Origin of the sequence: Pseudoalteromonas sp. S408 (genome assembly GCF_005886645.1) — a bacterium.
Taxonomy (GTDB): Bacteria; Pseudomonadota; Gammaproteobacteria; order Enterobacterales; family Alteromonadaceae; genus Pseudoalteromonas.
The window spans coordinates 111,781-130,965 of sequence record NZ_PNDY01000022.1 but is presented as its reverse complement, the minus strand read 5'-3'; the positions used below and the strand labels follow the sequence as shown (position 1 = coordinate 130,965).

Sequence of the window (19,185 nt, the reverse complement as noted above, 5' to 3'; positions counted from 1 at the left end):
ATAGTATGAACAATTTAGTGTGGACAATTGCCGGATCAGACTCAGGTGGTGGTGCAGGTATTCAAGCCGATATAAAGGCGATGCAAAGCTTTGGTGTGCATGGTTGCACCGCAATTACCGCCCTCACAGCGCAAAATAGTTTAGGTGTAGAAGCTATTAATGCGGTGTCTACTGACGTGATTGAATCACAGCTTTTGGCACTTGAAAAAGATATGAAAGCCAAAGTTATTAAAATTGGCATGTTAGCAAATGTTCAGCAAATTCAATTAATAAGTGAGCATGTAGCACATTACAAAGCTAAATGGCCCGTACCACCTGTCATTGTTTACGACCCGGTTGCCATTGCATCAAGTGGTGATGTATTAACTGAAGAAGACACCGTAAGTGCCATTAAAGAATGCTTAATGCCGCTGGTGGACGTAATAACGCCTAACACGCACGAAACTCAATTATTAACCGGCGTATATTTAATTGGCCCAAGCGCTGTCAAAGACGCCGCAAATAAACTGCTAAGTTGGGGCGCAAAAGCGGTTGTTATTAAAGGTGGGCATTGGGATTACCCAAGCGGCTACTGTATTGATTATTGTGTGAATAATTTGACGCAAAATGGTGAAGAGTATTGGCTTGGTAATAAAAAAATTCAAAGCCCACACAACCATGGTACGGGGTGCAGCATGGCGTCGGTTATTGCCGCGTGTTTAGCAAAAGACTACCCACTAAAAGATGCCTTTATTTTGGCTAAAGCTTATATAAACCAAGGCTTAAAGCAGTCGGTGAGATACGGTGAAGGAATAGGACCTGTTGCGCAAACTCGCTTTCCTACACATTTAGATGACTTTCCACAAGTTATTGAGCCAGGTAGCTGGCTGGGTGATGAGCTTGATTTTGATGTGCCGCTTGAATTTAATATGGCCGCTGATTTCGCACCTTGTGAAAGTAAGCAATTAGGTTTGTATGCGGTTGTAGACAGTAATGAATGGTTAGAGAAGTGTTTACAACAAGACATTAAAACAGTTCAGCTACGTGTAAAAAATAAAACTGACGCTGAGCTTGATGAGCTCATAAAACAGGCAGTTGAACTGGGTGAAAAGCACCGCGCTCACGTATTTATTAATGATTACTGGCAGTTAGCAATAAAGCACAGTGCTTACGGTGTGCATTTAGGGCAAGAAGATTTAAACATTGCTAATTTAGCCGCTATTAAAGACGCAGGTTTAAGACTTGGGCTTTCTACCCATGGCTTTTACGAAATGCTGCGTGCGCATAACTACCGACCAAGTTACATGGCATTTGGTGCAATTTACCCTACCACGACCAAAGATATGACAGGGCAAATACAAGGGCTCGATAAACTTAAAAAGTTTGTGCCTTTAATGCAAAGCTACCCAACAGTTGCCATTGGTGGAATAAATTTAGCCCGCGCAAATGAAGTTGCGAATACAGGCGTAGGCAGTGTAGCGGTGGTAAGAGCTATTAGCGAAGCGGATGATTATATTGCAGCTATTAGCTCGCTACAAAGCGCTATAAATCAGCCTAATGGATAAGCTCAGCGATAAAGAAGCCCTGCGTTATAGCCGCCACTTATTATTAAAAGAAGTTGGGCTAGAAGGGCAGTTAGCGCTAAAAGCTGCAACGGTAGCTGTTGTAGGTGCAGGCGGCTTAGGCAGTCCTGTACTTTTATATTTAGCGGCGGCAGGTATTGGTACGCTTATATTAATAGATGATGATGCCGTTGAGCTTTCAAACTTGCAGCGCCAAGTGCTTTATAAATTAAATCACTTAGGGCAAAGTAAGGTGGCGGCCGCTGGCAAAGTATTAACAAGCCTTAATAATCAAATACACATAGTGACGCACAGTAAAAAGCTCGATGATAACAATGCCGCTAAGCTTTTAAATAATGCCGATGTAGTACTTGATTGCTCAGATAATTTTACCACGCGCTATAGTGTTAACCGCTATTGCCTAGCGAATAAAACGCGTTTAATAGCTGGTGCTGCTATTGCAACAAGTGGGCAGTTAATGGGGTTTGATTTTACACAAACTCAAAGTCCTTGCTACGGCTGTATTTTTCCAAAAACGAATAAGGCACCAGTTATTAATTGCAGTAATGCAGGAGTAATAAGCCCGTTATTGGGTGTCATTGGTTCTATGCAGGCTCAACTTACGCTTAATATGCTGCTAGGGCATGTTGAGGGTAGTGTGTTTATTACTTTTGATGCGCTGAGTTTAAAGCAGCAACATTTTAAAGTAGTTAAAGATTTAAACTGTAAAGAGTGCGGTGGATAAAGTAAGAGGTAATTCGCGGGGGAAGCTATGAGAAGCTGCGCTTCTCACGTGAGCAAGCTCTGCGTCTTGCTTGCGCATTTGAAATTTATGCTGTGTATATTTATTAATGCAAAATATCCGACGCGAGGTGAACTCGCTGCGCTTTAGAGGAAAAGATAAGCTTAAAATAAGTATTTGTTTTATCTTTTCTCATTTATTCCTCTTTCACTTCTCTTTGTACAAAATATTAAGTTATTTATTAACTAAAAGGTTAAGAAGTGGGTCGTTTTAGAGGTGGAGCATTATGTCTATATTTTGTGTGAGCAAGCTCTATTCCTACCAATAAAAAAAGACCGCGTTTATCATAAACGCGGTGTTTTCTAATCTTTAACTAAAAACTTACAGCTCTTCATTTTCTTTAATTTTTGCAAACGCAGTACCTAATCGAGTTACAACTTCAGGAAGTTGATCGTCAAGTATGTCTGCTTTATTAGCGCCCCATGCAAGTACTACCGTTGAGCCTAATTTAAAGCGACCCATTTCATCTCCTTTTTTAAGGGTAATCGCGTTTTCGCCTTTAGTAGGGTAGTTCCAGCTAAATACATCACTGCCAGCTGGTGGAGTAACGGTGCCAGCCCAAATAGTCTCAATGCTAGCAACAATTGTTGCGCCTACAAGTACCATGGCAAGTGAACCAATTTCAGTCTCAAAAATAGCGACTACACGCTCGTTACGCGCAAATAAGTTGGGAACATTCTGCGCTGTAAGTGGGTTTACTGAAAATAAATCGCCCGGTACGTAAATCATTTTGCTTAATGTGCCATCAATAGGCATATGAATACGGTGGTAGTCTTTAGGTGCTAAATAAATAGTTGCAAATTTACCGCCTAAAAATGGCGTGGTGTCGTCCTCAGAGCCGCCTAATAGCGCTTGTAAGCTGTAGTCGTGGCCCTTAGCTTGAATTAGCTGTCCGTCAACTATGTCGCCTAACTGGCTTATTGCGCCGTCTACAGGATGAATAATCGTATCTGAATCTTCAACCATAGGGCGAACGCCGTCTTTAAGCGGACGAGTAAAAAACTCATTAAAGGTTTTGTAATGAGCAGGATCAGAATATTTAGCTTCGCTCATGTCTATTTTATATTGTTTAATAAACAGCTTGATAAGCGTAGTTGTTAATGCTCCGGCTTTAGCGGCTGCTAATTTACCAACAACGCGCGAAATAAAATGTTTTGGCATTGCGTATTGCATTGCTATTTTAAATTTATCTAAACTCACAGTATTTTTCCTAAATTATACGCGAGGCGCGCGAGCGCCGGCACGGCCATCGGCCATTGATTCTAAAATTCGGTGGTAACTATCAAAGCGAAGCTGAGATATTTCGCCATTAGCTACGGCTTCTTTTATTATACAGCCCGGATCGTTTAAGTGTTTGCAGTCTCTAAAACGGCATCCGCCTATAAATTCTCTAAATTCTTTAAAGCACCAAGTCACACGTTCAACGTCTAAATGCCACAATCCAAATTCACGTATACCCGGCGAGTCAATTAAGTTACCACCACTGGGTAAGTGATGAAGGCGTGATACTGTTGTGGTGTGTTGGCCCAAGCCACTGTTCTCAGATACTTCTTTAGTTAATATTTCTGCATCTGGCAGAACAGTGTTTACCAGGGTTGATTTGCCTACGCCACTTTGGCCTACAAAAATATTATTTTTGCCAACAAGCATGTCTTTGAGCTCATCAATTCCTTCGCCTGTTATATTACTAACAAGTAGTACGCGATAATTTAATTTGCGATAAATATCGAGCACTTTTCGGATGTCATTAAGGCCAGCTTCGTCAATTAAGTCGATTTTGTTAAGGACTAAAATAGGCTCAATACCCATGTCTTCACACGCAATCAAATAACGGTCAATTATGCTGGGTGTAAACTCAGGTAATACAGCAGAAACCATCAGTATTTGGTCAATATTTGCAGCAATGACTTTTACACCATCGTAAAAGTCAGGGCGTGTTAGTTGTGAGCGACGCTCTTGTGTTGCTTCAATAACTCCCGCTAAATCGCCTTCACTGACTTTAGCGCGACGAAATAACACTTCGTCACCACACACTAAATTAGATACTGTACGACGTATATTACAGCGAAGCACATCGCCACTTTGCGTTTCAACATCAGCGTGCTGACCAAAGCGACTGATCACAATAGCGCTTTCAACCTGACCTAAATTATCGGCCTGCCATTCTTGAGCACCTTTTTTAGCTGGTTTTGAACCTGCGCTATTAATGCGCTTTTGATGATTGGCCTTAATCTGACGTGATTGGCCTTTACTTAATTTTTTCTGTTTTGCCACTTTTGGCCTATAACCTTGTTTAAATGTCGGCTTTGAGCATAATACCAATTTGCAATAATACTTAACCGAGTTGGTATAAAAAAAGCTTTAGCTCGACGGTTGATGCTAATATGATATATCGAAATGCGTTGGATCTAAAGAAAAGCACCGTTTAAGGTAATTATGACTATTAATAAATCAAACTTAATTTGGCTCGATCTGGAAATGACCGGACTTGAACCTGCGACTGACAAAATACTCGAAATTGCAACTGTTGTCACGGATGCAGACCTTAATATATTGGCTGAAGGGCCAACTATAGCCATTCACCAAAGTGATGAGCTACTTAATGGTATGGATGAGTGGTGCACGACCCAGCATGGTAAATCAGGCTTAACTGCGCGCTGTAAAGCAAGTACGTTTGATGAAGAGTATGCGATAGCGCAAACATTAGACTTTTTAAAGCAATGGGTGCCTGCGGGGGCATCCCCAATGTGTGGAAACTCAATTGGGCAAGACAGACGCTTTATGAATAAATATATGCGTGAACTCGAAGACTTTTTCCATTACCGTAACCTCGATGTGAGTACAATTAAAGAGCTTGCAAGGCGTTGGAAGCCAGAAGTATTAGCCCAAGTAAATAAAAAAGGTTCGCACCTTGCCTTAGACGATATTAAAGATTCAATTATGGAATTGAAGGTATACAGAGAAAAATTCTTTAATTTGTAAAAAACACTTGCAAACACATCGTATTATTGTAGAATCCTGCCCCGCTCAAGACGATAACCCCCGCGGGGTTAGTGTGCTTGAGCAAGCGATTATGCGGCACTAGCTCAGTTGGTAGAGCGCGACCTTGCCAAGGTCGAGGTCACGAGTTCGAGCCTCGTGTGCCGCTCCAATTTCTCACCAAAGAAATTGGAGCTAAAGTTTAGAAATGCGGTACTAGCTCAGTTGGTAGAGCGCGACCTTGCCAAGGTCGAGGTCACGAGTTCGAGCCTCGTGTACCGCTCCAATTTCTAACCAAAAAATTTAGTTAAAATATAAAATACGTTGCTAGAATGTTGAACGCGACCCAACGTAAAATAACTAAAGAAGTAAAAATGCGGTACTAGCTCAGTTGGTAGAGCGCGACCTTGCCAAGGTCGAGGTCACGAGTTCGAGCCTCGTGTACCGCTCCAATACTTTATACCTTCAAAATATCTATATTAAAAATAATAAATTATAATTCAAACCTTTATTATCTAATTTTTTCTTATTTGTAATATTCAGCATTCAGGCTTTGGTTATTTGAAGCTATCACTTTTCGCGCAGAGCCAGCTTTGCATTAATAAAGCGATATTTTATTATGAGGTCGTATAGTTGAAGCAAGTGGGGTTGATACTTTTTGACTGAGAAGTGTTGAAACTTCAGTTAAAACAGCTCGCCTTGAATAGTCGCTATAATGCGCCTTGCACCGCCAGCATCGCGGTGCTCGCCTAAATAAATACCCTGCCAAGTCCCTAATGCTAAGTATCCATTTGAAATAGGAATACTTAACGCACAACCAAGTGTACTTGTTTTTATGTGGGCAGGCATATCGTCATCGCCTTCATAGTCATGGCGATAATAAGGTTGTCGCTCAGGTACAAATTTATCGAAGTGACTTTCCATATCCATACGCACAGTCGGATCGGCGTTTTCATTTATAGTCAGGCTTGCCGATGTGTGTTGGATAAATAAATGCAATAAACCTACTTTATAGTGGGCAATTTCGGAGAGATTATTTAAAACGTCGTTATCAATTAAATGGAAACCTCGAGGACGAGGTTTCAATGTGATTGTTTTTTGCTGCCAGCTCATAGCTTGTCGAAACTAACTTCTATATTTGCAGTGCCAGCGTCGCTGCTAAATGGCATTATGATTTTTTTGCCTTGGCTCTTATGCGTTATTGTATGGCCTGCACCCGATACAACAATAGGTGTTGCCATATCGAAATCAAATCCTTTTTCACCTAATAAATTTTTAGCACCACCGGTAACCATGTTGGTGATTTCACCCACCATGTCAGTTACTTCTTCGTTGATAGAGTTAGGGCGCTCGCCTAGCATGCGTTCCATAATTGTCAGTGCCAAGCTTTCATCAAATGTAATTGAAAACGAGCCACGAGTCTGCGGGCCAACCATGCCAATTAAACCAGATACATCCCCACACGCGACCTCGTCAGTTTTAATGCGTGGTTTACCAGGTTTTAATTGTGTTTGTGCCATTGTGCTTAACACATTGATTAATGATGATAAGAAAGGGTTGATAAACTCTACATTCATACTGAATACTCTTAAATTTGTGCTATTAAATGGCTACAATTTACTAGTATAGCCATTAAGAATTATTTTGTTTTTATAAAGCTCTACAAGATTCACATTTACCATGTGCTTCTATTGTTTGCCCTGTTACTACAAACCCACTTTCAGCCGCTAAGTTATTTAGTTCATGAGAAATAACGGTAGAGTGCAGTTCTTTAACAAACCCGCAATTATCGCAAATAAGTAATTGTACCGGATGAATATGATCAAAATGATGACACAACATAAATGCGTTAGTGCTTTCAATTTTATGGATAAATCCCAGTTCGGCTAAAAAATCCAACGCGCGGTAAATAGTGGCTGGTTTAGCACCCGATTCGGTTACTTTTAATTGTTCCAGTAGGTCATAGGCGCCTACACCACCTTGTGCACTGGCTAATAAGCGAAATACTTTTTCACGGATAGGCGTAAAACGAGCGCCACGGTTGTCACATACTTGCTTAGCTTTACTAACTAGTGATTCTATATTCATCATTCTCTTATCCTTACGCTACCGTGATATACTAACATACTGTGTTGTAGTTGCAGTGTTTTTATTAGGCGATTTTTAGTCAGGAAAACTCGAAATGAACGAATTATTAGCCATTTTTATCTTCTTTTTTGCGGTAATAGACCCAATAGGCACTGTACCTGTATTTATAGCTGTGACCCGAGGGGAGGATGATAAATTTAAGCGCAAGGTCATCTTAAAGGCCGTTGGGGTATCGGCTATTGTGCTGCTATTTTTTGTTGTCGCTGGTGAGCTTTTATTAAATGCGATTGAAATTCCATTGTCGGCTTTTCAGATAGCGGGCGGCATAGTACTGCTGCTTTTTGCACTGTCGATGATATTTGGTGAGAGCAAACCCGAAACTGAAATAAAAAGCGTACGAGACAGCACTGAAACAGCCATCTTTCCTTTAGCTATTCCTTCAATTGCAAGCCCTGGTGCGATGTTGGGTGCCGTGCTTATGACGCGAAATGAAGAGTTTACCTGGATTGAGCAACTTATGACGTCGTCGATGATGCTTGCCGTATTAGCCCTAGTACTCATATTACTTTTACTTGCAACGCATGTGCATAAAGTAATTGGCGATAGCGGTGCTAGTATAATAAGTAGAATAATGGGACTTATTTTAAGCTCTGTAGCAGTTACTAATATTTTAAACGGTATAGCGCATTACTTTGGCTTGCAGGTATATAGCTAATATTGCCGCTAGTCGGGGTTTTGTGTAAAATGCGCCTCCCTTAATTGCTTTGCTTTTATACCCACTTGGGTTTTACATTTGGATGAACATATTTTGGATAAACCAACTTTAAACAGACGCTTTTCTGTCGCGCCAATGCTTGATTGGACTGACCGTCATTGCCGTACTTTTCATCGCAAAATGACAAAGCACACCGTGTTGTATACAGAAATGATTACCACAGGTGCTATTTTATTTGGTCGTGGTGATTATTTACACTTTAATCAGCACGAGGGACCCGTTGCATTGCAATTAGGTGGCTCTGATCCTCAAGCATTGGCAAAATGCGCAAAGCTTGCCGGTGAGCGTGGTTATGATGAAATTAATCTAAATGTAGGCTGCCCATCAGATCGCGTTCAAAATGGTCGCTTTGGTGCGTGTTTAATGGCCGAGCCTGAATTGGTTGCACAGTGCGTTGCGGCGATGAAAAGTGAAGTTGCAATTCCTGTTACTGTTAAAACGCGTATTGGGATAGACGAGCAAGACTCGTATGAGTTTTTATGTGCGTTAATTGAAGCAAGCCATAAAGTAGGCTGTGATGATTTTATTATCCATGCGCGTAAAGCATGGTTAAATGGCTTAAGCCCTAAAGAAAACCGTGAAGTTCCACCTCTTGATTACCCCCGAGTTTATCAACTTAAAAAAGACTATCCGCAACTCGATTTAAGTATTAATGGCGGCGTTAAAACGATTGAACAAAGCCTTGAGCATCTTCACTATATTGACGGTGTTATGGTTGGGCGCGAAGCCTATAGTAATCCGTTTATGCTTAATGAGGTTGATGAAAAAATTTATGGTGATGTAGTTAATACGCAAACCCGCCATGATGTGGTTCGCTCTATGTATGATTACATTGAAGAAGAAATGCGATTAGGCGCTAATTTTTGGCATGTTGCACGTCATATGTTGGGTATTTTTCAGGGGCAACCTGGTGCGCGTGGCTTTAGACGTCATCTTTCAGAAAACGGCCATGGTAAGCAGGCTGATTTATCGGTAATGGATAAAGCACTTAGCTTTGTACCTGAATAATTGTTTTTCAAACGTTACATTTAAAGCCACTTATATAGTGGCTTTTTTGATCCTAAAAATTAGTCAAAAACATAATTTATTGGCCAATTATACTTAATGCTGTTCAGCGGATAGTCATTTCAATCTTATCTTTTTTCGTTTTAACTATATGATAATAATTATCTTTTATTAATTTAAAATGACTTGGCATAACTCTTGGAGTCTACTTGTTGTAATCAATTAAAAATCAACAGGAGAATACCGTGGGAATAGTTAATCGCGTAAATGATGTTATTCAATCAAATATTGTAGCACTGCTTGATAAAGCAGAAGATCCTAAAAAACTTGTTAACTTAATGCTTAATGATATGCAGGATGCATTAAACGAGTGTAGAAGCACAGCCGCCGCGCTTTTATGTGAAGAAAAAGCAATAAACCGCCACCTTGATACTAAAAAAGCAGAGCTTCTAGCATGGCAATCTAAAGCTGAATTAGCAATTGAAAAAGGGCGTGATGACCTTGCTAAGTCAGCACTTATATCTAAACAAGCTGTAAGCGAGAGCATTGAAAAAAAGCAAGCCCAACTTGAGACTTTACAAGAGTCTGTATTAAAAATTAGATCTGACTGTGAGCGCCTACAGCAAAAAATAGCAGAAGCAAAGACAAAGCAAGCTCAACTAGCGCAGCGTCACGATGTAGTTGTTGCTCGTTCGCATATAAATACGCAGTTAAATAGCGATAAAGTAGCTCATGCGCTCTCTCGTTTTGAGCAAATAGAGCAACGTGTTGAGAGTATTGAAGCGCAAGTTGAGGCGTATGAGTTAACTGACACAGCTAATTCGACAGCCACTCAAATTGAGTCACTTGTTAAAAACGAAAAAATTGACACAGAGCTGGCTAGTTTAAAAGCACGCTTAAATGTTAGTTCTAAACAAAGCGCGTAGGAGGAATTATGAGTCGATTTAATCATCAGCGTGGCTGGTTTAAAGACACGTTAAACAAAAAAATATCTGGCGTATGTAGTGGCTTAGCATACCGATTAGATTTTCCGGTATGGGCAACACGTTTGGTTACTATTTTACTGTTTTTAAGTTTTCCGTTTGTAGTTGCGCTTGGTTATTTTATTGCGCATTGCTGTTTAGAAGAAAAGCATATCAAGGAGTTTTAAAATGAAAGCTATCGCTGTTTGTATACTCATTTATTTGGTGTTTTTTACTAATTCATTCTCATTTTTAAACTTTGACACGTGGCAGTTTCCATTGTGGATTGCAGATATGAGCTGGGTTGGTGTTGAATTAGTGAGTGTACTTATAGCCATCGTAGCCGTTGCCGCAATTGCTGCATTAGTGACTTTAGGTTTAATAGGTGCAGCCGCAGTGGCTGTTATTGGTACTGTTTTGGCTTTGCTATTTGGCTCAGTGATGATTGCATGGCCATTATTATTTATTGCCGTATTATGCTGGTTAGTGGCTGATAACAAAAAAGTGGTTTCTTAATCCTTAATTTAACTCACTATTCCCCGTTAACTATGTTAAATTTAACGTGTGTTATTACGTTTTTACAAGGATTAAATGATGGCAAAATTGTGTTTATCTTTTGTGTCTGCATTGGCTTTTAGTTTTTTTTCGTCATCTTTGGCTGCGCACTCTGGCCATAACCATTCAGCCGATACTGCACAACTTGAAGTAAGTAACGCGCAAGTAAGAGAGTTCTTACCTGGCGGTAAAGCCAGTGCCGCCTACTTAACTATTTCAAATCATAGTGATACGAATGCAACATTAACAAAGGCCAGCATTGACGGGTTAGGGCGCGTTGAAATACATGAGCACGCACATGTTGATGGCATGATGAAAATGCAAAAGGTTGAATCGGTGAGTGTAAAAGCACATAGCAGTGTCGATTTTCAGCCCGGTGGTTATCATTTAATGGTGTTTGAGCCGCAAGAACCTTTAAAAGCAGGGCAAGAACGCAAACTAACGCTATATTTTAGTGATGGTAATCGCTTGTTTACAAATATAGAGGTGGTTACGCTAGAGTCGCAAATAAATAAAGCTAAGTCATCAGCACAACATTCTCATCATTAGGAGTTTACATGTCGCAACACAAAGGAAAAATAGCAGGCATTTTAGTTTTACTGCTTATTATATTTTACGCCATTGCCGTTTACTGGAGTACTGAGCCTTCACGTTTTGATGTGGTTGAAAATGCAAAAGAGCAAGCGCAACTTCGAAATGAAACGATGGTGACGGGCTATATCACTACATCTACACTTATTACCGTTGCAAATACGTTACTTGATAAGCCAGGTGGGTATTTATCAAATGATGTTATTCCACCTAGTATTATTATGGATGATATGCCTGCTTGGGAGTATGGCGCACTTGAAATGGTCCGTGATTTATCACTTTCTATGAGAAAAGATTTTAGCCGTTCTCAATCTCAATCAACTGAACATGAAGCGCTCAAAAAAGCACAACCGCAATTTAATATAAGCTCTGAAGCTTGGGCGTGGCCAAGTGCAGAAGGTGAGTACCAAAAAGGGATTGATTACTTAATTGTTTATCGTACGCAAATGGCTCATCAGCATGAACGCGACAGCCAGTTTTATGCACGGGCCGATAACTTACGCAGCTGGTTAAAAGAGGCAGAAAAGCGGTTAGGCAGCTTAAGTCAGCGTTTAAGTGCAAGTGTTGGCCAAGATAAGGTTAATACTGACCTAGCTGGTAACTCTTCAAATAAGCAAGCAACGCTTGCGCCATTGCAGCAGCAAGTAAGAACGCCATGGCTTGATATTGACGATGTATTTTATGAGTCTCGTGGCGCAACGTGGGCGTTACTGCACTTTTTACAGGCCGTTGAGTACGACTTTAATGATGTACTTGAAAAGAAAAACGCACGTGTAAGCTTACAGCAAATCATTCGTGAACTTGAGGCCACTCAAGAAACCGTATGGAGCCCACTAATTTTGAATGGCAATGGCTTTGGCTATGTTGCTAATCATTCTCTTGTTATGGCAAATTATATTTCTAGAGCCAACGCGGCTTTAATTGAACTTAGCGAACTATTAGCGCAAGGATAAAAAATGAAAAAGTATTGTTTAGCAGCAGCCCTATCTATGGCTTGTTTAGCTCCAGCAGCGCAAGCTGACACTCTGTTAGGTTTATATGTGGGTGTTGATGGTTGGCAATCAGATAATGAAGGTCAGCTTTCTTATAAAGATAATGCACCTCAGGATTTTAACTTTGAAGACGAAACATACATTAGTTACTATGCTGCACTCGAGCATCCGGTGCCTTTAGTACCTAACCTAAAGCTTAAGTATACTGAACTTGAATTAAACGGCTCGACAGTACTAAATGATACATTTAGCTTTAATGGTTCAGACTATGTAGTGGGTACAACCGTTAATTCTGTAAGCGATTTAACACATGTTGATTATATCTTGTATTATGAAATATTTGATAATGATCTGGTTTCTATTGATTTAGGTCTAAATGCGAAGCAGTTTGACGGTGACATTATTGTTAACGGAACAACGCAAGATGGTGGTGCAAACTTCACTGAAACGGTTGAATTTTCTGGTTTTGTACCACTTGCATACGCGCGTGCAGAAGCAGGCTTACCATTTACAGGTTTAAGTGTGTTTTTTGAAGGTAGCCTTTTGGCAATTGACGATAGTAAAGTGCAAGATTACCAAGTGGGTGTTGCATGGGAGCTTGTTGATAACTTAGCTGTAGATATTGCTGTTAAAGCAGGTTACCGTTCAATGGTATTAGAGCTAGATGATGTTGATGATATTACTACAGATATTGACGCATCGGGTCCGTTTGCAGGTATTCAGGTTCACTTTTAATTAGTACCTTCTAATTAAACAAAGCGTGGCGTTCTATTTTGTAGTGTGCCACGCTAAATCAAACTCTCCTTCTAATGCCGTGTTTACTAGTTGCTTATATATTTTGTTTACAGGAAATCGTATAAGTTTAGATAGCTCATCGCCAGTTTGGGTGAACTTGTAATAACTTAAAACCAAATCACTATTTTTTGCTTTGAGTGTCACTTTTTGAGATAAAAAAGAGAGTGTGAGTTCTTGCCCTGCTTTAAGTACAGCTGATTCTATTTCTTTTCTATAAAGTAAATTCAAATCCATTAAAGTTAAAATATCAGGAAAGCTTATTCCTGTTTTTCCTAAATTTAATGACACTTTATTTCCCTTGCGAAGCAGATCAAATAAAGACGGTTTCTTATAAAAGCCAAGTAAAATAAAGTGGCTGTCGTCTTTTTCATTGTAGCCAGAAAGCGATACACACTTTTGCAAAGAATCGGCTTCGCGCTGAGTCATATGCTTTAAAGTTTGTAAGCTTTTGATTGAAAATGTACCAGGGTTTAATGTTTCACCGGTTAAAATTTTTGCCCACAAGGCTTGCATAGAGCTATTTGAGGTGTCCTCACATAAAGCAATAAAGTGTTCCACCCAGTCTGCGTCTGGCTGTTTATTGCTTGCTACGTCCGGGCAAAACTCCATTGCCGTGGTTAAAATAGCCTCTATGTTTTGTTGTCGCTTTATAGCCAGTAAATCGTGTCTTTGTTTGGCGCGAGTTAGTAAAGGGTGTTCACTATTAATATGATATAGCGGTTTTACTTGCCCTCTTGTATTGTAACTTTGCTCTGTTATTGGCGATGTGTCGCTGCTGGCCACCTTAGTGACAGGATAGCCAAGTAACGATTCTATTATATTGGCTAAATTAATCCGTGCTTGTGCTGTTTTTACTGTCATGGCTATTTGCTACGCTTTGTATATCGCTTAATTGTGCTACGGTTTTTAAATTATTCAACCCAAGCTCTAGAGTGTTATTCAAAATATACTCATACACGAGTGCCATATAGCCTGATATGAGTAGAGTCGTTGATTGTCCTTCAATATAACAGGTCACGGTATTGGTATTTGCTTGCTGTGAAAAGGTGAGTATACCTTCAATAATATGTTCATTATTTAATAGTATATTAAATGTCATTTTATCTTCACTGAGAGATGTAATGGTCATTTCGCCATGCCCCCATTGTCCTACCCACGATTGATGTGCGCCTACGCCAGCTCCTGGTTCATTAACAATAAATTCAATGGAAGGGTCTACTTGCTGCCAAGGTGACCATGTGTGCCATTGATTAAAGTCAGCAACAAGTGTTTTTATTGTGCTGATATTGGCATTGATTTCTACGTTTTTACTCACACGGTAGTTTTGTGGAAGCAGTAATCCGACTACGACTGTTATAAGTAGTAAAACTAATACGTATTTGAACAGTGTTTTTAATAATTTAATAACCATACCTTTGGTAGTTTTTTAAGTTTATATGTAACAACTTTTTGTTAATCGACTATAGTATGAATTAGATCATAAGCCAAAAACTAAATTTATAGCTTTTTAAACATTACGTTAGAGTATTTATAGCATTAAGCAGTATCTGAAAAGGGTAAATATGTCGTCTGAACAAAATGATTTTCTATTTTTAGACCAACAGCAAGACGACGAAATAGTTGTTGAGCCATCTCGTTATTGGGATATTTTAATTGTAGACGACGACGAAGAAATTCATACGGTTACAAAACTCGCATTATCTGGATTAGAATATGGCGGCGCTAGGCTTAGGTTTCATCATGCATACTCTGGCGCTGAGGCCAAAAATATACTTACCCAGCCTAATGATATATCCGTTATTTTTTTAGACGTTATTATGGAAACTGACGATGCCGGCTTTCAGGTGGTTAAACATGTCAGAGACTCCCTAAATAACAAACGCGTTCGCATTATTTTACGTACGGGCCAAGCCGCTAACATCCCCGAAGAAAAAGTTATTCGTGATTACGACATAAATGATTACAAAACTAAAACAGAGCTGACACGTTCAAAACTTGTTACAACACTTATTGCTGCTATTCGTTCTTATGAACAAATTTGCCTACTTGAGTACCAAGCCCAAGCAATGAATACTATTTTATCTGCATCTAAATACATTTTGGGGCAAACAGATATAAAAGTATTGTGCAACAAAGCAATTGAATTTATGGGAGTCATTTTAGGTTGTAAATCTAACGGATTAATTTGCACCAAGCTTGATGGTGAAAATTTTATTCAGGTCCTGGGTGGATGTGAAAAGTACGAAGAGTATTTTGGTGAAAAGTTAGTTAATGTTAACCAAACTGCATTACCTCAGGTTGAAACCAGTTTTGAACAGCTTACCCATCAATATACTGATAATAGCATCACCTTTATTTTAAAAAGTAAGCACCGCAAAGCTGCTTTATATATTGAGTGTGGTGGAGCGCCTACAGATATTCAATTGCAGTTTGCCGAAATATTTTTAACTAATATCAGTATTGCGCTTGATAATATTCGGTTGTTTGTAAAATTAAGAGATGCAGCCTACAAAGACTTACTCACTGGTATTTCAAATAGAACGGACTTTATTGAACGCATAGATGATTTTCAAAACGTACATGAAAATAAATATGTATTTGTTTTATTAGATGTAATTAACTTCTCAGATATAAACGACGGCTTAGGGCAAGATGTAGGCAATAAGCTACTTATTGCTATTGTTGAGCGCCTACGAACAATTGCACCAACGGCGCAGTTGCTCTCGCGAGTAGGGGCGGATGTATTTGGTTTTTTAATATTAAAAAATGAATTTAACATTGCCGATTTTAACGAAAAACTAAGTCCATCCTTTAGTGCTGCAGAACATGTGTTGCCAATTGATTTTAGAATTGGCTTATGCCAACAGCAAGACTTTCAAGGCTCAGGTATTGAAACATTAAAAGTGGCTTATATTGCTTTAAATCATGCTAAAAAAATAAAGCATAAAGAAGGTGTTTATTACAGTATTGATATGCAAGAAAAAATGGAGTGGCGATTAGGATTAATTAGACAGCTGCGCCATGACTTTGCTAGAGGGAAGCTCGAAGTGTGGTACCAACCGCAGTTAGCGTTTGATGATTTATCTTTAATTGGTTGTGAAGCCCTTTTACGCTGGCCATTAGAAAATGGCACCTATATTTCACCTGCGGTATTTATACCATTAGCTGAAGATGCTGGGCTTATTGTAGATATAGGGCAGTGGGTGCTGGAGCAAGCTTGCCAACAGCAAAAGCGATTAGAAAATGAAGGAACCGAAATTTGTATTGCTGTTAACGTGTCGGTTCCGCAATTTAAAGTTAAAGGGTATGCGCAAACAGTTAAAAATACCTTACTAAAATACGGCGTGAATCCAAAAAACATTGAGCTTGAAGTCACTGAAAGTGTAGTAATGGATGAATTAGACACGGTTATTAATACTTTAAGAGAGCTGAAGGCGCTTGGTATTGAAGTGGCTATTGATGACTTTGGTACCGGGTTTTCGTCATTAAGTTACATTCAAAGCTTACCTATAGACAGATTAAAAATTGATAGGGCATTTATTAAAGATTTGGATAATGGTGATAACGGTGCCGTTGCAGGGCTAGTAATATCGTTAGGTGCAAAGTTAGGTTTAAAAACAATAGCAGAGGGTGTTGAAACGCAGGAACAGGCTAAGTTTTTAAAAGACTTAGGATGTGATGAAGTGCAAGGGTTTATGTACGCAAAACCTATGCCTGAAAAAAAGTTACTAGAGTTCATTAGCAAACAAAATACCTAGATAATTATAGGCTTAACGTTATAGGTATTTCATCCCCTGTAATGTTGTATATATAAACAAGGCTATGGTGTATAATTTGCGCCTTTTGTTATTCGACGGTCACATTTATGAGCACACTCAAAGCTAAGCGCGCCTTATTCTCTTACCCAAAGTATTGGGCTGAGTGTTATGGCACCGCACCATTTTTACCCACATCACGCGAAGAAATGGATGCACTTGGCTGGGATAGCTGCGACATAATAATTATTAGTGGCGATGCATATGTTGATCACCCAAGTTTTGGTATGGCCGTAATTGGGCGTGTACTTGAAGCGCAAGGGTTTAGGGTGGGTATAATTGCTCAGCCTAAATGGGATACAAAAGATGCATTTATGGAGCTTGGCAGACCAAACCTATTTTTTGGTGTAACGGCCGGCAACATGGATTCGATGATTAACCGCTACACAGCTGAAAAGCGTATGCGCCATGACGATGCGTATACTCCTGACAACGTAGGGGGCAAGCGACCAGACCGTGCTGTGATGATTTATTCTCAAAAATGTCGTGAAGCATATAAAGGTATTCCTATCGTTATTGGTGGTATTGAAGCAAGCCTTCGTAGGATTGCTCATTATGACTATTGGCAAGAAAAAGTGCGCCGTAGCATTTTGTTTGATTCAAAAGCCGATATATTAATTTACGGAAATGCTGAGCGCCCATTAGTTGAAGTTGCCCACCGGATTGCCGGTGGCGAAACGATGGATACAATTCAAGATATCCGTGGTACCGCTGTTATCCGCAAAGAGCCACTACCTGGCTGGCGTGGCAGTGACTCAACTGCAATTGATAAAATTGGTAAAATAGACCCCATTCCAAATCCTTACGGAGCCGATGATGTTGGCTGCAGTAAATCTGAATTTAAACAAGCCGGTATTGATTTAAAGGCTGAAGCTGCAAAGCCCATTACTGTGCAACCAGCGCGTCCTAAGCCATGGGAAAAAACGTATGTTAAGCTCCCAGCCTACGAGCAAGTAAGTGTTAACAAACCTTTATATGCCCATGCTTCAAGGATATTACACCAAGAAACTAACCCTGGTTGTGCAAGAGCGTTGTTTCAACGTCATGGAGATCGCTCTATTTGGGTAAACCCACCGGCTTACCCGTTAGAAACACATGAAATGGATGCAGTATTTGGGTTACCTTACCAACGAATTCCTCATCCAAGCTATGGCGACGCTAAAATTCCCGCTTACGACATGATCAAAACGTCGGTTAATATTATGCGTGGCTGTTTTGGTGGATGTTCATTCTGTTCGATTACAGAGCACGAAGGTCGTATTATTCAAAGTCGCTCGCAAGAATCAATTATTGAAGAAATTGAACAGATCCGAGATAAAGTGCCTGGTTTTACAGGCGTTATTTCCGACTTAGGTGGGCCAACGGCCAATATGTACAAACTACGTTGTACAAGTAAAAAAGCAGAAAGCACTTGCCGACGCTTATCATGTGTATACCCTGACATTTGTAAGCACATGGATACTGATCACACACCTACTATCGATTTATACAAAAAAGCGCGTGATGTGAAAGGGATTAAAAAAGTATTAATCGCTTCGGGTGTTCGCTATGACCTTGCTGTACGCGATCCTCGGTACGTAAAAGAATTGGTGACGCATCATGTAGGTGGTTACTTAAAAATAGCACCAGAGCACACTGAAGACGGCCCATTATCCAAAATGATGAAACCTGGCATGGGCGCTTACGACCAATTTAAAGAGTTATTTGATAAGTACTCAAAAGAAGCAGGTAAAAAGCAGTATTTAATTCCGTACTTTATTTCTGCCCACCCGGGAACCAAAGACGAAGATATGGTTAATATGGCTTTATGGCTTAAATCAAATGACTTTAAGTTAGATCAAGTGCAAAATTTTTATCCATCACCTATGGCCAATGCAACCACTATTTATCATACAGAGATGAACTCTTTACGTAATATTAAAAATAATAGTGAGATAGTGCCTGTGCCAAAAGGAGCTCGCCAGCGTAGATTACACAAAGCTATTTTGCGCTATCACGATACATCAGGTTGGCCAATGATACGTGAAGCACTTCGTAAAATGGGTAAGGCTAATTTAATTGGTAAAGGGCCAAATTGTTTAGTGCCAGAAGAAGGCCGCGATGAAAAAGCGGGTAAAGCCGTTAATAAAGGCCGCAAAAGTGGTCGCCCAGCGCTTACACGTCATACGGGATTTAGCCAATTTAAAAAGGCCAATACAAAACCTAAAGTGGGTGGAAATAGACAAAAAGCCAGGTAGTTTTTACTGAATAACTAAAAACGCGCAGCTATACACTAACTGCGCGTT

The 19,185-nt window shown here is 39.8% G+C and carries 20 protein-coding genes and 3 tRNA genes; 16 read left to right on the top strand and 7 right to left on the bottom strand.

Annotated elements, in window-relative coordinates:
* The first annotated feature begins 5 nt into the window (after positions 1 to 5).
* Positions 6 to 1,544 (top strand): thiamine phosphate synthase, encoded by a 1,539-nt coding sequence (gene thiE / locus CWB62_RS15900; protein WP_138529542.1) that lies wholly within the window; start codon positions 6 to 8, stop codon positions 1,542 to 1,544.
* Positions 1,537 to 2,286, top strand: a complete 750-nt coding sequence (locus tag CWB62_RS15895) for a HesA/MoeB/ThiF family protein (RefSeq protein WP_138529544.1) — start codon at positions 1,537 to 1,539, stop codon at positions 2,284 to 2,286. The genes thiE and CWB62_RS15895 overlap by 8 nt, the downstream gene beginning before the upstream one ends.
* Positions 2,287 to 2,664: 378 nt before the next feature.
* Here the strand turns inward: CWB62_RS15895 and asd are convergent, their stop codons facing one another.
* Entirely contained in the window at positions 2,665 to 3,543 is an 879-nt protein-coding gene (gene asd / locus CWB62_RS15890; protein WP_171034611.1) for an archaetidylserine decarboxylase, read from the bottom strand.
* Positions 3,544 to 3,558: 15 nt separating this feature from the next.
* Entirely contained in the window at positions 3,559 to 4,617 is a 1,059-nt protein-coding gene (gene rsgA, locus CWB62_RS15885; protein WP_058403269.1) for a small ribosomal subunit biogenesis GTPase RsgA, read from the bottom strand.
* A gap of 162 nt (positions 4,618 to 4,779) precedes the next feature.
* On the opposite strand from rsgA, the gene orn reads away from it, so the two are divergent.
* The 4 genes from orn to CWB62_RS15865 all read left to right on the top strand — a co-directional run bounded on the left by orn (position 4,780) and on the right by CWB62_RS15865 (position 5,774).
* Positions 4,780 to 5,325, top strand: a complete 546-nt coding sequence (gene orn / locus CWB62_RS15880) for an oligoribonuclease (RefSeq protein WP_058403268.1) — start codon at positions 4,780 to 4,782, stop codon at positions 5,323 to 5,325.
* Positions 5,326 to 5,418: 93 nt separating this feature from the next.
* Positions 5,419 to 5,494: transfer RNA gene (locus CWB62_RS15875), tRNA-Gly, on the top strand.
* Positions 5,495 to 5,532: 38 nt separating this feature from the next.
* Positions 5,533 to 5,608, top strand: a tRNA-Gly gene (locus tag CWB62_RS15870).
* Between the two features lie 90 nt (positions 5,609 to 5,698).
* A tRNA-Gly gene (locus tag CWB62_RS15865) sits at positions 5,699 to 5,774 on the top strand.
* A 232-nt stretch (positions 5,775 to 6,006) separates the two neighbouring features.
* On the opposite strand, the gene CWB62_RS15860 is transcribed toward CWB62_RS15865, so the two are convergent.
* The 3 genes from CWB62_RS15860 to CWB62_RS15850 form a co-directional block, all read right to left on the bottom strand.
* Entirely contained in the window at positions 6,007 to 6,435 is a 429-nt protein-coding gene (locus CWB62_RS15860; protein ID WP_058403267.1) for a secondary thiamine-phosphate synthase enzyme YjbQ, read from the bottom strand.
* Positions 6,432 to 6,899: a chemotaxis protein CheX gene (locus CWB62_RS15855; protein ID WP_058403266.1), complete on the bottom strand. Its 468-nt coding sequence runs from the start codon at positions 6,897 to 6,899 to the stop codon at positions 6,432 to 6,434. The genes CWB62_RS15860 and CWB62_RS15855 overlap by 4 nt, the downstream gene beginning before the upstream one ends.
* Before the next feature lie 73 nt (positions 6,900 to 6,972).
* Positions 6,973 to 7,410, bottom strand: a complete 438-nt coding sequence (locus tag CWB62_RS15850) for a transcriptional repressor (RefSeq protein ID WP_058403334.1) — start codon at positions 7,408 to 7,410, stop codon at positions 6,973 to 6,975.
* Positions 7,411 to 7,504: 94 nt separating this feature from the next.
* Here CWB62_RS15850 and CWB62_RS15845 point away from each other — a divergent pair, with 94 nt between their 5' ends.
* The 8 genes from CWB62_RS15845 (at position 7,505) to CWB62_RS15810 (ending at position 13,025) form a co-directional block, all read left to right on the top strand.
* Positions 7,505 to 8,125 (top strand): MarC family protein, encoded by a 621-nt coding sequence (locus tag CWB62_RS15845; protein ID WP_138529546.1) that lies wholly within the window; start codon positions 7,505 to 7,507, stop codon positions 8,123 to 8,125.
* Between the two features lie 93 nt (positions 8,126 to 8,218).
* A complete protein-coding gene (gene dusA, locus CWB62_RS15840; RefSeq protein ID WP_138529548.1) occupies positions 8,219 to 9,193 on the top strand; it encodes a tRNA dihydrouridine(20/20a) synthase DusA in 975 nt (324 codons plus the stop codon).
* Between the two features lie 242 nt (positions 9,194 to 9,435).
* Positions 9,436 to 10,116, top strand: coding sequence for a PspA/IM30 family protein (locus tag CWB62_RS15835; protein ID WP_138529550.1), 681 nt, complete (start codon positions 9,436 to 9,438; stop codon positions 10,114 to 10,116).
* A gap of 8 nt (positions 10,117 to 10,124) precedes the next feature.
* Positions 10,125 to 10,340 (top strand): PspC domain-containing protein, encoded by a 216-nt coding sequence (locus CWB62_RS15830; protein WP_058550685.1) that lies wholly within the window; start codon positions 10,125 to 10,127, stop codon positions 10,338 to 10,340.
* Position 10,341: 1 nt separating this feature from the next.
* The gene (locus tag CWB62_RS15825) at positions 10,342 to 10,668 is read left to right on the top strand and encodes a hypothetical protein (protein ID WP_008130274.1); all 327 of its coding nucleotides are present in this window, start codon (positions 10,342 to 10,344) and stop codon (positions 10,666 to 10,668) included.
* A 78-nt stretch (positions 10,669 to 10,746) separates the two neighbouring features.
* The gene (locus CWB62_RS15820) at positions 10,747 to 11,256 is read left to right on the top strand and encodes a copper chaperone PCu(A)C (protein ID WP_138529636.1); all 510 of its coding nucleotides are present in this window, start codon (positions 10,747 to 10,749) and stop codon (positions 11,254 to 11,256) included.
* A gap of 8 nt (positions 11,257 to 11,264) precedes the next feature.
* Entirely contained in the window at positions 11,265 to 12,251 is a 987-nt protein-coding gene (locus CWB62_RS15815; RefSeq protein WP_058403261.1) for a DUF2333 family protein, read from the top strand.
* A gap of 3 nt (positions 12,252 to 12,254) precedes the next feature.
* Complete coding sequence (locus CWB62_RS15810) at positions 12,255 to 13,025, top strand: TIGR04219 family outer membrane beta-barrel protein (RefSeq protein WP_058403260.1); 771 nt, start codon at positions 12,255 to 12,257, stop codon at positions 13,023 to 13,025.
* A gap of 33 nt (positions 13,026 to 13,058) precedes the next feature.
* On the opposite strand, the gene CWB62_RS15805 is transcribed toward CWB62_RS15810, so the two are convergent.
* Both CWB62_RS15805 and CWB62_RS15800 read right to left on the bottom strand, forming a co-directional pair.
* Positions 13,059 to 13,946: a TIGR03899 family protein gene (locus CWB62_RS15805; protein ID WP_058403259.1), complete on the bottom strand. Its 888-nt coding sequence runs from the start codon at positions 13,944 to 13,946 to the stop codon at positions 13,059 to 13,061.
* Positions 13,915 to 14,496 (bottom strand): SRPBCC family protein, encoded by a 582-nt coding sequence (locus tag CWB62_RS15800; RefSeq protein WP_138529552.1) that lies wholly within the window; start codon positions 14,494 to 14,496, stop codon positions 13,915 to 13,917. Before CWB62_RS15800 ends, CWB62_RS15805 begins: the two co-directional genes overlap by 32 nt.
* 151 nt (positions 14,497 to 14,647) lie before the next feature.
* Here CWB62_RS15800 and CWB62_RS15795 point away from each other — a divergent pair, with 151 nt between their 5' ends.
* Positions 14,648 to 16,843, top strand: a complete 2,196-nt coding sequence (locus CWB62_RS15795) for a bifunctional diguanylate cyclase/phosphodiesterase (RefSeq protein WP_138529554.1) — start codon at positions 14,648 to 14,650, stop codon at positions 16,841 to 16,843.
* Positions 16,844 to 16,950: 107 nt separating this feature from the next.
* Positions 16,951 to 19,137, top strand: a complete 2,187-nt coding sequence (locus CWB62_RS15790; protein ID WP_058403256.1) for a YgiQ family radical SAM protein — start codon at positions 16,951 to 16,953, stop codon at positions 19,135 to 19,137.
* Positions 19,138 to 19,185 lie beyond the last annotated feature (48 nt).